Genomic DNA, 13299 nt, shown 5'->3' with positions numbered 1-13299 from the left:
TCGGGCCCCGACCGCCCTCGGTGGGTGCGGACCTTGGTCCGCACCGCTTCTGCCGTGCAATCGCCAGCGCCGGGACATGCCCGGCGTCTGCTTACAGCCCGGTGGCAGCCTTCACTGCATCTTCGTGCAGCGACTCGTTCAACTCATCCACCACGGTGCTCCACGCCGCGTCGGCCTGCAACGATTCGGACAGGAACTGGCGCTGGGCGTCGTTCCAGTAGGTCGCCTCGGCCACCTCCACATCGGTGGCCAGCTGGTGCTCGCGGATGAAGCGGGCGATGCCCTCGGCGCTGGCGTCCAGGCCCAGCTGCAGGAACAGGTTGGTCATGCGCGGTTCGGTGGTGATCATCATCGGTTCCGGGTGGAAGAAGGGACTGGCCCATTATCGGTGCACATGGGCTTGGGGAAAGCCCCGTGGCGAACGTCTACAGCAGGACGACCCCCTTGGCATTCCCCCATGAACGCACACATCGCCCCTGAAGACAGCCGCAGCCTGCGGCTCAAGGCCGCCACCCGCGACAGCCACGGCGCGTTGGACAAACGCATCATGGCCGGCGACATCTTCGCTGACCGCGGCAACTTTGCCCGTTTCCTGCGCGTGCAGTACCGCTTCCACCGCAGCATCGATGCGCTGTATGCCAACCCTGCGCTGGACGCACTGCTGCCCGACCTCGGTGAGCGCCGCCGCCTTACACAGGTAGCACGCGACCTGCAGGACCTGGAGCAGAGCCTGCCGGGCGCCGACATCGCCGCGTTGCCGTCCGATCTGGAGCTGCCCGCTGCATTGGGGTGGCTGTATGTGGCCGAGGGCTCCAACCTGGGCGGCACCGTGCTGTACAAGATGGCTGCCAAGCTCGGCCTGGACCGCGACTTCGGCGCCCGTCACCTGGCCGCGCACCCGGATGGCGCGGCGCGTCACTGGCGTGAGTTCACCGCTGCGCTGGATGCGGTGCCGCTGAGCGCCGAGCAGGAGCAGCAGGTGATCGATGCGGCGGACGCCGCCTTCCGCAGCGTGCACGGCCACGTTGAAGTGGAATTCGCCTGATGGACACCTTCTGCGTGCAGGCGCACGGCTGATGCGCTGGCTCTGGTTCGCGCTGGGCTGGGTGATGGTCGGGCTCGGGGTGATCGGCGCGCTGCTGCCGGTGATGCCGACCACCATCTTCCTGATCCTGGCAGTGGGCTGCTTCGCACGCAGTTCACCGAAGTTCGAGCAGCGCCTGCTGGCGCATCCGCGTTATGGCCCGTCGCTGCGTCTGTGGCGCGAGCAGGGTGCGGTATCGCGCAAGGGCAAGGCGTTTGCCAGCGCCGGCATGGCAGTGGGGTTCGCCCTGTTCTGCTGGGGCGCGCACCCGTCGTGGCGGCTGCTGCTGGGCGTGGGCCTGTTCTTCGCGGTCAGCGCCGGCTACGTGCTCAGCCGCCCGGCACCGCGGCTGGAGCCCAATCCGGTCGTGGAAGTGGACGACGCCAATGATCCGCGCACGGCCCGCCGCCGTGCAGCGACCCCTGATGCTGATGGAAAACGAGACGATGCTGCCTGCTGACCTGGCCCCCGTGGCTGCCCCTGCACTGACGCCCTGGGGCATGTATCTGGCCGCCGACGTGGTGGTGAAGACAGTGATGATCGCGCTCGCGCTGGCATCGCTGGCCACCTGGACCGTCCTGTTGGCCAAGGGCTGGGAGCTGGCCCGTCAGGCACGGCAGCTGCGGGCGGCGCGCGCGCTGTTGCTGCAGGCGCCCAGCCTGCCCAGCGAAAGCGCAGATGCCAACGCGCAGCAGGGCATCGCGCTGGCGATGCTGGACGCCGCCCGCACCGAGCTGCACCTGTCGCAGGATCTGGAAGGCCGCGATGGCATCAAGGAACGCATTGCCTCGCGCCTGGATCGGATCGAGCTGGAGGCCGCGCGCATGCAGCGACGCGGTATCGGTGTACTGGCCAGCATCGGCGCGGTGGCGCCGTTCGTCGGCCTGTTCGGCACGGTGTGGGGCATCATGAACAGTTTCATCGGCATCGCGCACAGCAACACCACCAACCTGGCGGTGGTTGCACCCGGTATTGCCGAGGCCTTGCTGGCGACCGCGCTGGGCCTGGTCGCAGCGATTCCCGCAGTACTGGTCTACAACCATTTCAGCCGCGTGCTGGCCGGCCTGCGTGGCCTGCTCGGCGATCTGTCGGCGGCGGTGCAGCAGCTGGTGTCGCGTGACCTCGATCGTGCCGTTCCGCGTAACGCAGCGGCGCCGCTGCGTGCCGTGCACTGAGGCGCGACGATGGCGATCAGGACCGCGTCCGACCGTGACGACGCGCCGGAAGAAGCGCACGAGATCAACGTCACGCCCTTCATCGACGTGATGCTGGTGCTGCTGATCATTTTCATGGTGGCTGCACCGCTGGCCACCGTATCGGTTCCGGTGCAGCTGCCGGCCAGCAGCGCCAGTGCCACGCCGCTGGAACAGGCGCCGGTGTATGTGACCGTGCAGGCTGATCTGTCGCTGCGCGTTGGCGAACAGGCCGTCGCGCGCGACGGGCTGGCGGCCGCATTGCAGGTGGCCACTCACAGTGACACCGAGCAGCGCATCTTCCTGCGCGCCGATACCCGTGTGCCCTACGGCGAACTGATGGCGACGCTGGATGCATTGCGTGCGGCGGGTTACCTGAAGGTGGCGCTGGTCGGCCTGGAGCAGGGCACGCGATGAGTGGACTGCGGCGCTGGGCGACCAGCCTGGCGATCGTGCTGCTGGTGCATGCGCTGTTGATCGGCGCGGCCTGCTGGTGGGCGGCGCGCGCGCCAGCGCTGACGGCTGCGGCTCCGCCTGCGGCGCTGATGCTGGAGCTGGCGCCGATGGCGCAGGCACCGCCGGCGCCGCCGCGCGAGGTCGCCACCGGGCCACTGCAGCAGCAACAGCAGCGGCAGGCGCCGAAACCGGCCCTGCGTGAGCTGCCGAAGGCGCCGGTGCAGCCGCAGGGCGACCTGCCACCGGCGCGTACACCGGAGCCGACGCCGTCGCCGGACAGCGCTGACGCCAACGTCGCGCAGACCAGCGCACCGCCGCAGGTGGCGGCCGACGCGGCCGCACGCTACACCGCACCGCAGACCACGGCCGGCGAACGCAGTCGCGCCGAGGCAACCTGGGAAGGGCGCCTGCTAGGGCATCTGCAGAAGCACCGGCGCTATCCGCGCCAGGCCGAGCGGCTGCGCCAGCAGGGCGTGGTCTATGTGCGCTTCGCAGTGGGCCGCGATGGCACGGTTTCCAGCCTGAAGCTGGGCCGCAGCAGCGGCTTCGAACTGCTCGACCAGGAGACGCTGGACACCGTGCGGCGCGCCAGCCCGGTGCCGGTGCCGCCGGCCGAAGTGGCCGGCGACCCGGTGGAAGTGATGGTGCCGGTGTCGTTCTTCCTGCGCGGGCGGTGACCTTGTAGAGCCGATCCGATGCTCGGCTGTTCTCCGATCCCGCGAGCCCGTTGAGCCGAGCATGGGCTCGGCTCTACAGGGGGCCTTACAGCAGCGGCACCAGCAGCAGCGCCACGATGTTGATGATCTTGATCAGCGGGTTGATCGCCGGGCCGGCGGTGTCCTTGTACGGGTCACCCACGGTATCGCCGGTCACCGCGGCCTTGTGCGCTTCGCTGCCCTTGCCGCCGAAGTGGCCATCCTCGATGTACTTCTTGGCATTGTCCCAGGCACCACCGCCGGTGGTCATCGAAATGGCCACGAACAGGCCGGTCACGATCGTGCCGATCAGCAACCCGCCCAGCGCACGTGGCCCCAGCAGCAGGCCGATCACCACCGGTACCGCGACGGGCAACAGCGAGGGCACAATCATTTCGCGGATCGCCGAGCGGGTCAGCATGTCCACCGCACGGTCGTACTGCGGCTTGGCAGTACCCTGCATGATGCCGGGGATCTCGCGGAACTGGCGCCGCACTTCCTCCACCACCGCGCCGGCGGCGCGCCCAACGGCTTCCATCGCCATCGCACCGAACAGATAGGGAATCAGACCGCCGATCAGCAGGCCGATGATCACCGTGTGATCGCTGAGGTCGAAGCGGAACTCCTGGCCGGGATTGGCTGCCTGCAGGTTGTGGGTGTAGTCGGCGAACAGCACCAGCGCGGCCAGTGCCGCCGAGCCGATGGCATAGCCCTTGGTCACCGCCTTGGTGGTGTTGCCCACTGCATCCAGCGGATCGGTGATGTCGCGGATTTCCGAGGGCAGCTCGGCCATCTCGGCGATGCCACCGGCGTTGTCGGTGATTGGCCCGTAAGCATCGAGGGCGACGATCATGCCGGCCATCGACAGCATTGCAGTGGCAGCGATGGCGATGCCGTACAGGCCACCCAGCGCGAACGCACCCCAGATGGCCGCGCACACCGCGATTACCGGCAGCGCGGTGGACTTCATCGAGATGCCGAGGCCGGCGATGATGTTGGTGCCGTGGCCGGTGGTCGATGCCTGTGCCACGTGCTGCACCGGCTTGTACTGGGTGCCGGTGTAGTACTCGGTGATCCACACGATCAGCCCGGTCAGGACCAGGCCGATCAGCGCGCAGCCATACAGCGCGATGGGGCCGTGTACGTTGTCGGCCATCAGCCCGGTGGTGATCGGGTAGAACGCGATGGCCGCCAGCACGCCGGACACGATCACGCCCTTGTACAACGCGCCCATGATGGAACCGCCCGGCTTCACCTTGACGAACAGCGCACCGATGATCGAGGCGATGATCGATACGCCGCCCAGCACCAGCGGATACAGCACGGCATTGGCACCGGCTTCGGCCAGCATCAGGCTGCCCAGCAGCATGGTGGCGATGACGGTGACCGCATAGGTTTCGAACAGGTCCGCTGCCATGCCAGCGCAGTCGCCGACGTTGTCACCAACGTTGTCGGCGATCACCGCCGGGTTGCGCGGGTCATCCTCGGGAATCCCGGCTTCGACCTTGCCGACCAGGTCGGCGCCGACGTCCGCGCCCTTGGTGAAGATGCCGCCACCCAGGCGCGCGAAGATCGAGATCAGCGACGAGCCGAACGCCAGCCCGACCAGAGCATGCAGCGCTTGGTCCATCTGCAGGCCCATGCGCAGCAGCAGCGCGTAATAGCCGGCCACGCCCAGCAGGCCCAGCCCGACTACCAGCATGCCGGTGATCGCACCGCCGCGGAAGGCGACGTCCATCGCCGCGCTGATGCCGTGTCGTGCGGCCTCGGCAGTGCGCACGTTGGCACGCACCGAGACGTTCATGCCGATATAGCCGGCTGCACCGGACAGCACCGCACCGACCGCGAAGCCGATTGCGGTGTACCAGCTGAGGAAGATGCCGACCAGCACGAACAGCACCACGCCGGCGATGCCGATGGTCAGGTATTGGCGGTTGAGGTAAGCGCGTGCGCCTTCCTGGATCGCGTTGGCGATCGCGATCATGCGCTCATTGCCGGTGGGTTGGCGCAGGATCCAGCGCGCCGAGACGATTCCGTACAGGATCGCGAGAATGGCGCAGCCCAGCGCCAATGACAGCCCATGACGTTCCAGCATTAGACCCCTCCGCAGAATGGATGGACAAGCATCCAGTGGCGATGAACGGCACCACGAGGGGGACGACGGGCTGCAGCCTGGAACCAACCCGTACCGACCTTGGTGGTCGTCCGACGTATGGCGGTGTTCAGCATTCCCTGGTGCCCGCAGTATGCGTGCACCGGCCCCGGGATGGTAGCGCCGGGCCGCGCCTCATGGCCCGCGGCCGCCATCACGACGAACGCATCGCCATGCGCGGGGAACCCGCCGCCGGGACGTGGACTGATTCATGAACCCACGAGCCTTTGCACCCCGTTAAGCCTCCCTCTGCAAGCCTGCGCACAGTCCTGAAGGAGATCCCGCATGCGCCTGTCCCTGTTGATGCTTGCCGTCCTGGCCCCGGCGATGCCCGCGCTGGCTGCCGAAACCCCCGAACTGCAGCGTGCCGTCGGTGCGCCACAGGTGGTGGGCGCGGTGCACACGCTGCGGCAGATCCCCGAGGCCTGCGCGCGCCTGGAAGGTGCATTCACCGGCCAGGCTGCCGAGCCATATCGCTTCGCGCCGGTGCGGACCAGCGAGCAGTGCCAGCCGCGCGCACGCTTCGTCGACTACGCCAAGGCGCAGCCGAGCGCGGACAAGGGCTGGAAGCTCAATGATGTGATCCGCGTACCCAATGCCGCATGCCCGGCGCAGCAGGCGGTAGTGCGGGTGTGGCGCCTGCCGGTGAACAGCACCCAGGCATTGGATGGGCAGGGCCAGTCGCGCATCTATCTGGAAGAGGCGAAGAAGCAGGCCGCTGCCGGCAAGATCCCGCAGGTGACGATGTTCGCCGCGCAGCTGCAGATGGAGGGCAAGGCCTGCAATTGAAATTGCGTGGGCGGTGTACCCACGCGGTCATCCACGGGTAGTGCCGGCCGCTGGCCGGCAACCCTGCAATCATCACTCCGCCAGCGTCGCCCCGCGCGCCACCAGTAGCTCGCGCAGCGCCGTGCGGTGGCAATGCGCCTCGTCCTCGCAGTAGCACCCCACGCTGATGTCGCTGTGCTGCGACATCGCGGCCAGCAGGTCCAGCGCGCGCGCCGCATCGGGTGCCTTCATCTCGGCCTTGTAGTGGCGGAAGAACGCATTCCAGTCGGCCTCCGTCTTCGCCTCATGCGCCTGCTTCACCAGTTCCGCGCTGGGCGACAGGGTCGGGAACCACACGTCGTACCAGTCCTGCCGGGCGAACTCACTGCGCGGCACGCCACGTGGCGGCCGTCGCACCGTGCCGATGCGGAGCCCCTCACCGGGCGCACGCGGTGTACCCAGTCGAACAACACGCAATGCCATGGCAGGCCTCCATAAAAAGGGGACGGAGGGGATTAAGTCGTATCCGACCCACGGCTGACGCTGTTGGAGATGACGGAGAGGCAGATGCGACTTAATCCCCTCCGTCCCCTTTTTCGACTCAGCCCTCGAAGGCCGGCAGCTTCTGCTTCACCGCCACGTTTTTCAGCGCCACGTATTTCGGCAGGCCATCGGTGCCATACGGCAGCGGCGCTTCGCCCTTGATCAGCGGCGACAGGTAGGCGCGTGCCTTGGCGGTGATACCGAAGCCATCGCGGCGGATGAAGCCGGCGGGCATCTTCTTTTCATGGTTGGCGATCTTCGACAACGGCGCCGCTTCGATCTTCCAGCGATACGGCGCATCACTGCTGCGCACGATCACCGGCATCACACCGTTCTGGCCCTTCAGTGCCAGCTGCACCGCGGCCTTGCCCACTGCCTGCGCTTGCTCCCAGTCGGTCTTGCTGGCCAGGTGGCGGGCCGAGCGCTGCAGGTAATCGGGCAGCGCCCAATGTACCTTCAGGCCCAATTGGTCCTTGACCCGGCCAGCCAGATGCGCGGCCACGCCGCCCAGCTGCGAGTGCCCGAACGAATCCTTGCCGCCACCGGCGTCGGCGACGAAGCGGCCATCGGCGGTAGCGATGCCTTCCGAGGCCACCACCACGCAGTAGCCGACGCGGTCGACCACGGCCTTGACCTTGGCCAGGAACACCGCCTCGTCATAGGCGCGTTCGGGCAGCAGGATGATGTGCGGTGCTTCGTCATCGCCGTTGCCGGCCAGGCCAGCGGCCGCAGCCAGCCACCCAGCGTGGCGGCCCATTGCCTCGTAGATGAAGACGCGGGTGGAGGTCTCGGCCATCGCCGCCACGTCCAGCGCCGCTTCGCGCACCGACACGGCGGTGTACTTGGCCGCTGAGCCGAAGCCGGGGCAGGTGTCGGTCACCGCCAGGTCGTTGTCGATGGTCTTGGGCACACCGATGCAGGTCAGGTCGTAGCCAGAGGCCTTGGCCAGCTGCGAGACCTTCAGCGCGGTATCGGCCGAGTCGTTGCCACCGTTGTAGAGGAACCAGCGCACGTCGTGTGCGCGCAGCACCTCCAGCAGGCGGTCGTAGCGGGCGCGGTCGGCGTCCAGCGATTTCAGCTTGACCCGGCATGAGCCGAAGGCGCCGCCCGGGGTATGGGCCAGCGCGCGGATGGCCGCGGCGCTCTCCTTGCTGGTGTCGATCAGCTCCTCGCGCAGGGCGCCGAGGATGCCGTTGCGGGCGGCCAGGACCTTGATGCCCTTGGCCCGGGCCTGCTCGATCACCGCTGCGGCAGTGGCATTGATGACCGCGGTGACACCGCCGGACTGGGCATAAAGGAGAGTACCGTTGCGCATGCTTCTACCTGCTCGGGGGAGGGGACATTGCAGGGACATTACCCGTATGCGGTAAAGTGGCGCTATTGCGGTGCAGCGATACCGGACCGTCCGGGACGCGAACCTTCTTAATTTTCAACACGTTGGAGTCAGGTCAATGCGATTGGTTCTGTTGGGACCGCCCGGTTCGGGCAAGGGGACACAGGCGACGCGCCTGAAGGAAAAGCTGGGTATCGCCCACATTTCGACCGGTGACATGCTGCGCGCGGAAATCGCTGCCGGCTCCGAGCTGGGCAAGCAGGCCAAGGCGGTGATGGACGCCGGCAACCTGGTCTCGGACGACATCCTGCTGGGCATGCTGGAGTCGCGCCTGACCCAGGCCGATGTCGCCAAGGGCTTCATCCTGGATGGCTACCCGCGCAATGTGGCCCAGGCCAATGCGATGGACGGCCTGCTGGCCAAGATCGGCCAGCCGCTGGACGCGGTGGTGCAGCTGGACGTGGCCACCGAGCTGCTGGTCGACCGCATCGCCGGTCGTGCCAAGGAGCAGGGCCGCGCCGATGACAGTCCGGAAGCGGTGCGTCAGCGCCTGCAGGTCTACAACGACCAGACCGCCCCGGTGGTCGACTTCTACGCTGCCCGTGGCACCCTGGCCCGCGTCGACGGCGTCGGTGAGCTGGACGAGATCGAAGCCCGCATCCTGGCGGCGATCAAGGGTTGAACCGGCCGGGCCGGCACCTTGCCGGCCCCCGGGCGCAAAAAAACACAGGCCTGGTCCGCGAGGATCAGGCCTGTGTCGTTTCATAGGCGCCAGCAGAGGGCTTGCTCAGGGCCCCGCAGCATGAGCTCCCTTGGGGATGGCCTCTTGGGGAGTAGGACCGGTTCGGGTACTGCGGCTGGCAGTTCGAATTGTGTCCGGGTTCACAGAACATCGCTATCGGGATTTCCCTGACAGAAGATTGGAGTTTTCTCACATCCTGTGTAGGACTTGTCTTACCCCCGGTCGGACATTGGCCCTATACAGCCGTCATCAGTCACAATCCTCGGTCATGAGCAGCGTACATATCCTTGCAATCGCCGGCACCTTCATGGGCGGCGTGGCCGCCCTGGCGCGGGAACTGGGCCATACGGTCAGCGGCAGTGACCAGGCCATCTACCCGCCGATGTCGACCCAGCTCGAGCAGCTGGGCATCACCCTGGACCAGGGCTACCGCGCCGACAGCGTGCCGGCCGGCACCGGCCAGGTGGTGATCGGCAACGCGCTGTCGCGCGGCAACGCGGCCGTGGAGGCCGTGCTTGATGCCGGCCAGCGCTACATTTCCGGGGCGCAGTGGCTGTCCGAGCAGGTCCTGCCAGGGCGCGATACCCTGGCCGTCGCCGGCACCCACGGCAAGACCACCACCACCACCATCCTCACCTGGCTGCTGGAAAGCGCCGGCCGCTCGCCGGGTTTCCTGATCGGCGGCGTGGCCGAGGACTTCGGCGTTTCGGCCCGGCTGGGCCAGGGCCGCGAGTTCGTGGTCGAGGCCGATGAATACGACACCGCCTTCTTCGACAAGCGCAGCAAGTTCGTGCACTACCGGCCGCTGGTGGCCATTCTCAACAACCTCGAATACGACCACGCCGACATCTTTCCGGACGTGGCGGCGATCCAGCGCCAGTTCCACCACCTGGTGCGCACGGTGCCGGCTCGCGGCCGCTTGATCGTCAACGGCGAGGACCAGCACCTGGCCGAAGTACTGGCCATGGGCTGCTGGACCCCGGTGGAGCGTTTTGGTTTCGATCCCTCGCTGGAATGGCACGCCGAACTGCTGGCCGCCGATGGCAGCGCGTTCCGCGTGCACCATCGCGGGCAGGCACTGGGTGATGTGCAGTGGTCATTGCTGGGCCGCCACAACGTGCTCAACGGCCTGGCCGCACTGGCTGCCGCGCATGCGGTGGGCGTGGCCCCGGCCGAGGTGATTCCGGCGCTGGCGCACTTCCGCAGCGTCAAGCGCCGCATGGAAGTGATCGGCAGCCACGATGGCATCACCGTCTACGATGATTTCGCCCATCACCCGACTGCGATCGCCACCACGCTGGAAGGCCTGCGTGCCAAGGTCGGCGATGCGCGCATCGTGGTCGCGATGGAGCCGCGCAGCAACTCGATGCGGCTGGGCGCGCATGCGCAGGCGCTGGCCCCGTCGCTGGCGCTTGCCGATGAAGTGGTGTTCCTGCATCGTCCTGAGCTAGCGTGGGACGCGGCGGCAGTGATCGCCGCCGTGCGTGGTGAAGCGCATGCGGTGCCGGATACCGACGCACTGCTGGCGCAGCTGCAGTCCAGCGTGCGCAGCGATGACCACGTGGTGTTCATGTCCAACGGTGGCTTCGACGGCGCGCCGCGTCGCTTCCTCGCCGCCCTGCAGGCCCGATGAGCGCCGACGATTCGCTGCCGCTGTTTCCGCTGCACACCACGCTGGTGCCGGGTGCAGCGGTGGGCCTGCGTGTGTTCGAGCGCCGCTACTTGGATCTGGTCCGCGACAGCGGCCGAAGCGGCGAGGGCTTTGGTGTCTGCCTGATCCTCGATGGCCAGGAAGTGGGGGCACCGGCGACGCCTGCGGCGTATGGCGTGCAGGTACGCATCGAAGACTTCGATGTCGGCGCCGACGGCGTGCTGCAGCTGCGCCTGCGCGGCACCCGCCGCTTCCATGTCGAGCGCACCCGCGTGCGCGACAACGGCCTGGTGGTGGCCGATGTGCATTGGTGCGAGGAAGATCCCGACGACGAACTGAAGCCGCAGCATGCGCTGCTGGCCACGGTGCTGGGGCACATCATCGAGCAGGCGGGCGAGGCCTATGCGCCCGCCAGCCCGGCACTGCTGGACCAGGCCAGCTGGGTCGGCTGGCGGCTGGCCGAACTGCTGCCGCTGAGCGAGCAGCAGCGCCTGCAGCTGCTGCAGATGGATGACCCGCACCAGCGGTTGCAGCAGTTGCTGGGCTGGATGCCGTAACCGGAAACCGCCAACCAAGGTTGGCGACTACCAGGGCGCGGCGGTAGCGCCGGGCCATGCCCGGCGGCTCCATCACGGCGTGGTCTTCAACCGCAGCACCGGCAGCCCGGTTTCGCTGTGCACGTCTTCGCGCTGCGGCAGGTCCTGCACGGCGTCCTTCACCGCGTTCAACGCCGGGTCGACGCCGCGCAGCGGGTGCCACATGCCGATCCACTCGAAGTGGCGCTCGTAGCGCAGGGTCTGCGCGCTGCCCAGCCACAACGGCGTGTTGCCCGGCTGCAGCTGTGCCGGTGCAGGCCACAGGCGCAGCACATAGCGCTCATCCGGCTTCGCGCCCTGGCGCACCATCAGCAGTGCTTCCACGCGGGTGTCCAGCGTTGCCGGCAACACCGGCAGTTCATCTGCACCGGTGTTCTTGTCCAGCATCAGCAGCGCCTGCTGCCAGCCGGCCTGTTCCTGCCGCTTCCAGCCGCGCGCTTCCAGCTGTGCCTGCAGTGGTGCCAGCGGCCCGGCCACCTGCACGTCAAGCGGCCAGCGCTGGTCGTCGTCGAATTCGTTGCGGCGCGCCGGCAGCGTGGACCAGTCGTGCTGCCACCAGGCCTGCGCATCCATCGCCTGCGGGGCCGGCAGGGTCGGCTCGAAGCGTTCCAGCTTCACCGGAATGTGGCGCGGCGCGTACCACATCGCCGCTACCGCGAACACGCCATAGAACAACCAGGCCACCGGCTTTACCCAGAACGAGCGGTTGAAGCGGCGGCGGTAGGCGATGCCCAGCACCAGCAGCCAGAACGTGCCGAACAGCATGCCGCCGATCACATCGCTCAGCCAATGCGCGCCCAGGTACAGGCGCGAGAAGCCGATCAGGCTGACCACGATGCCGGACACCAGGTACGGCCAGACGCGGGTTCGGCCGGGCATCTCGCGGGCGATCAGCACCGCGAAGAAACCGAAGGTGATGGTGGCCATGGTCACCGACACCGACGGGAAGCCGAAACCGCTGCTGGCATCGACCGGGCGCACCACATCCACGGTGGCGCCCAGCAGCATGGTCAGCGCCAGGCCGAAGGCGAGTGCGGCCAGCCAGTGCGCGGCTGCCATCCAGCGCCGGCGCCAGATCAGGTAGCCCATCGCCGCCGCCGTGGCCGGCAGCAGTACCTGCCAGGCGCCCAGCGAAGCCAGTGCTGCCATCGGGTAGTCGGCCAGCGGGTTGCGCAGCGCCAGCATGGCCTGGTGCACCAGCAGGTCGATCGCCAGCGGTTCACCGTGCGCGACCACCACGGTGAGCAGCGCGAACCAGCCCCAGCCCAGCACCAGCAGCATCAACGCCAGCATCGCCAGCGGCACCGATTCACGGCGCTTGGGATCCAGCACGCCGACGGTGTAGCGGCCCAGCGTCGGGTGGCGGTTGGACCAGTCCAGCAGGCGCGCCAGCCAGTTGTCCATGCGCGCGGCCGACCAGCGGTAGCCGTACAGCACGATGGCCCAGACCAGGCTGAGGATCACCGCCAGCAGGCCGACCACCACCACCAGACGCCCGGCCACCGCCGCGACTGCGTCATAGGCTTCGCCAAGAATCCAGCCCGGCGCCAGGAACAGCACCGCCCACGAAATGCTGGCGATGCCGCTGGCCTGCACGTAACGGCTGGCTGGCATCTTCATCATGCCGGCAATGGCTGGCACGAACGGGCGGATCGCGCCGACGTAGCGTGCGATCAGGATGCTCTTGAACGCATTGCGGCGGAACAGGTTCTCGCCGCGGTCGAGTAGCTGCGGGTAGCGGCTGAACGGCCAGACGCCGCGCAGGCGGTCACCCCAGCGGCGGCCGATCCAGTAGCTGATGCCGTCGCCGGCAAAGGCGCCCAGGGCTGCAGCCGCAACCGCGTACGGCCCGGAGATCTGGCCCAGGCCGATGAACACGCCCACCGCGAACAGCAACGGCAGCGCCGGCACGATGGCGCCAAGAATGATGACCGCATCGCAGAAGGCGATGAGGAAGATAACGGCACCCGCCAGCACGGGGTGAGCGGCAATCCACGCGAGCGTGGCGTCGATCCATGAAGAGTCCATTGCCCGATTATAGGGGCGTGAAGGTGACTGGTTCCCAGCCGCTTCGTGACCGTTTGCA

General features: G+C 67.8%; 14 protein-coding genes. 9 read left to right on the top strand and 5 right to left on the bottom strand.

The features are described 5' to 3' along the window. Window positions 1–91: 91 nt before the first annotated feature. Complete coding sequence (locus tag ACZK2G_RS17880) at window positions 92–349, bottom strand: DUF2789 domain-containing protein (protein ID WP_046983051.1); 258 nt, start codon at window positions 347–349, stop codon at window positions 92–94. Between the two features lie 108 nt (window positions 350–457). On the opposite strand from ACZK2G_RS17880, the gene ACZK2G_RS17875 reads away from it, so the two are divergent. The 5 genes from ACZK2G_RS17875 to ACZK2G_RS17855 are packed head-to-tail and all read left to right on the top strand — an operon-like array spanning window position 458 to window position 3410. Continuing rightward, window positions 458–1045: a biliverdin-producing heme oxygenase gene (locus ACZK2G_RS17875; RefSeq protein WP_253078748.1), complete on the top strand. Its 588-nt coding sequence runs from the start codon at window positions 458–460 to the stop codon at window positions 1043–1045. Between the two features lie 31 nt (window positions 1046–1076). Further along, window positions 1077–1544 carry a YbaN family protein gene (locus ACZK2G_RS17870; RefSeq protein ID WP_136639591.1) on the top strand — a complete coding sequence of 156 codons (468 nt, stop codon included), beginning with the start codon at window positions 1077–1079 and terminating at the stop codon, window positions 1542–1544. After that, the gene (gene exbB / locus ACZK2G_RS17865; RefSeq protein WP_295376903.1) at window positions 1531–2259 is read left to right on the top strand and encodes a tonB-system energizer ExbB; all 729 of its coding nucleotides are present in this window, start codon (window positions 1531–1533) and stop codon (window positions 2257–2259) included. Before ACZK2G_RS17870 ends, exbB begins: the two co-directional genes overlap by 14 nt. Window positions 2260–2268: 9 nt before the next feature. Further along, entirely contained in the window at window positions 2269–2694 is a 426-nt protein-coding gene (exbD, locus tag ACZK2G_RS17860; RefSeq protein WP_046983035.1) for a TonB system transport protein ExbD, read from the top strand. Then, the gene (locus tag ACZK2G_RS17855; RefSeq protein ID WP_478474009.1) at window positions 2691–3410 is read left to right on the top strand and encodes an energy transducer TonB; all 720 of its coding nucleotides are present in this window, start codon (window positions 2691–2693) and stop codon (window positions 3408–3410) included. Before exbD ends, ACZK2G_RS17855 begins: the two co-directional genes overlap by 4 nt. An 85-nt stretch (window positions 3411–3495) precedes the next feature. On the opposite strand, the gene ACZK2G_RS17850 is transcribed toward ACZK2G_RS17855, so the two are convergent. Next, window positions 3496–5523: a sodium-translocating pyrophosphatase gene (locus ACZK2G_RS17850; protein WP_046983032.1), complete on the bottom strand. Its 2028-nt coding sequence runs from the start codon at window positions 5521–5523 to the stop codon at window positions 3496–3498. A 342-nt stretch (window positions 5524–5865) separates the two neighbouring features. Here ACZK2G_RS17850 and ACZK2G_RS17845 point away from each other — a divergent pair, with 342 nt between their 5' ends. After that, the gene (locus ACZK2G_RS17845) at window positions 5866–6369 is read left to right on the top strand and encodes a hypothetical protein (protein ID WP_046983031.1); all 504 of its coding nucleotides are present in this window, start codon (window positions 5866–5868) and stop codon (window positions 6367–6369) included. Window positions 6370–6441: 72 nt separating this feature from the next. Here ACZK2G_RS17845 and ACZK2G_RS17840 read toward each other — a convergent pair whose 3' ends face one another. Together ACZK2G_RS17840 and ACZK2G_RS17835 are read right to left on the bottom strand one after the other, a co-directional pair. Further along, window positions 6442–6831 carry a DUF488 domain-containing protein gene (locus tag ACZK2G_RS17840; RefSeq protein ID WP_478474008.1) on the bottom strand — a complete coding sequence of 130 codons (390 nt, stop codon included), beginning with the start codon at window positions 6829–6831 and terminating at the stop codon, window positions 6442–6444. A gap of 118 nt (window positions 6832–6949) precedes the next feature. Continuing rightward, entirely contained in the window at window positions 6950–8206 is a 1257-nt protein-coding gene (locus tag ACZK2G_RS17835) for a 6-phosphofructokinase (RefSeq protein ID WP_046983029.1), read from the bottom strand. Between the two features lie 136 nt (window positions 8207–8342). Between ACZK2G_RS17835 and ACZK2G_RS17830 the strand changes: the two genes are divergently transcribed. The 3 genes from ACZK2G_RS17830 to ACZK2G_RS17820 all read left to right on the top strand — a co-directional run bounded on the left by ACZK2G_RS17830 (window position 8343) and on the right by ACZK2G_RS17820 (window position 11174). After that, a complete protein-coding gene (locus tag ACZK2G_RS17830; RefSeq protein WP_012512023.1) occupies window positions 8343–8906 on the top strand; it encodes an adenylate kinase in 564 nt (187 codons plus the stop codon). Window positions 8907–9234: 328 nt separating this feature from the next. After that, entirely contained in the window at window positions 9235–10599 is a 1365-nt protein-coding gene (mpl, locus tag ACZK2G_RS17825) for a UDP-N-acetylmuramate:L-alanyl-gamma-D-glutamyl-meso-diaminopimelate ligase (RefSeq protein ID WP_478474007.1), read from the top strand. After that, window positions 10596–11174, top strand: a complete 579-nt coding sequence (locus ACZK2G_RS17820) for an LON peptidase substrate-binding domain-containing protein (RefSeq protein ID WP_006389956.1) — start codon at window positions 10596–10598, stop codon at window positions 11172–11174. The genes mpl and ACZK2G_RS17820 overlap by 4 nt, the downstream gene beginning before the upstream one ends. Window positions 11175–11246: 72 nt before the next feature. Here the strand turns inward: ACZK2G_RS17820 and ACZK2G_RS17815 are convergent, their stop codons facing one another. After that, complete coding sequence (locus ACZK2G_RS17815; protein ID WP_136639598.1) at window positions 11247–13241, bottom strand: bifunctional DedA family/phosphatase PAP2 family protein; 1995 nt, start codon at window positions 13239–13241, stop codon at window positions 11247–11249. Between the last annotated feature and the right edge of the window lie 58 nt (window positions 13242–13299).

The organism is Stenotrophomonas sp. 107298_Sma (genome assembly GCF_056480345.1).
Note: the sequence above shows the minus strand (reverse complement) of the source record. Positions and strands in the feature narration are given on the sequence as shown.

What these genes read in the sequence shown, in the direction of transcription:
- ACZK2G_RS17855 (WP_478474009.1), top strand. Translation starts at nt 2,691, where the DNA reads ATGAGTGGACTGCGGCGCTGGGCGACCAGCCTGGCGATCGTGCTGCTG.
- ACZK2G_RS17840 (WP_478474008.1), bottom strand. Translation starts at nt 6,831, where the DNA reads ATGGCATTGCGTGTTGTTCGACTGGGTACACCGCGTGCGCCCGGTGAG.
- ACZK2G_RS17880 (WP_046983051.1), bottom strand. Translation starts at nt 349, where the DNA reads ATGATCACCACCGAACCGCGCATGACCAACCTGTTCCTGCAGCTGGGC.
- ACZK2G_RS17875 (WP_253078748.1), top strand. Translation starts at nt 458, where the DNA reads ATGAACGCACACATCGCCCCTGAAGACAGCCGCAGCCTGCGGCTCAAG.
- ACZK2G_RS17830 (WP_012512023.1), top strand. Translation starts at nt 8,343, where the DNA reads ATGCGATTGGTTCTGTTGGGACCGCCCGGTTCGGGCAAGGGGACACAG.
- ACZK2G_RS17835 (WP_046983029.1), bottom strand. Translation starts at nt 8,206, where the DNA reads ATGCGCAACGGTACTCTCCTTTATGCCCAGTCCGGCGGTGTCACCGCG.
- exbD (WP_046983035.1), top strand. Translation starts at nt 2,269, where the DNA reads ATGGCGATCAGGACCGCGTCCGACCGTGACGACGCGCCGGAAGAAGCG.
- ACZK2G_RS17815 (WP_136639598.1), bottom strand. Translation starts at nt 13,241, where the DNA reads ATGGACTCTTCATGGATCGACGCCACGCTCGCGTGGATTGCCGCTCAC.
- ACZK2G_RS17845 (WP_046983031.1), top strand. Translation starts at nt 5,866, where the DNA reads ATGCGCCTGTCCCTGTTGATGCTTGCCGTCCTGGCCCCGGCGATGCCC.
- ACZK2G_RS17850 (WP_046983032.1), bottom strand. Translation starts at nt 5,523, where the DNA reads ATGCTGGAACGTCATGGGCTGTCATTGGCGCTGGGCTGCGCCATTCTC.
- ACZK2G_RS17870 (WP_136639591.1), top strand. Translation starts at nt 1,077, where the DNA reads ATGCGCTGGCTCTGGTTCGCGCTGGGCTGGGTGATGGTCGGGCTCGGG.
- exbB (WP_295376903.1), top strand. Translation starts at nt 1,531, where the DNA reads ATGCTGCCTGCTGACCTGGCCCCCGTGGCTGCCCCTGCACTGACGCCC.
- mpl (WP_478474007.1), top strand. Translation starts at nt 9,235, where the DNA reads ATGAGCAGCGTACATATCCTTGCAATCGCCGGCACCTTCATGGGCGGC.
- ACZK2G_RS17820 (WP_006389956.1), top strand. Translation starts at nt 10,596, where the DNA reads ATGAGCGCCGACGATTCGCTGCCGCTGTTTCCGCTGCACACCACGCTG.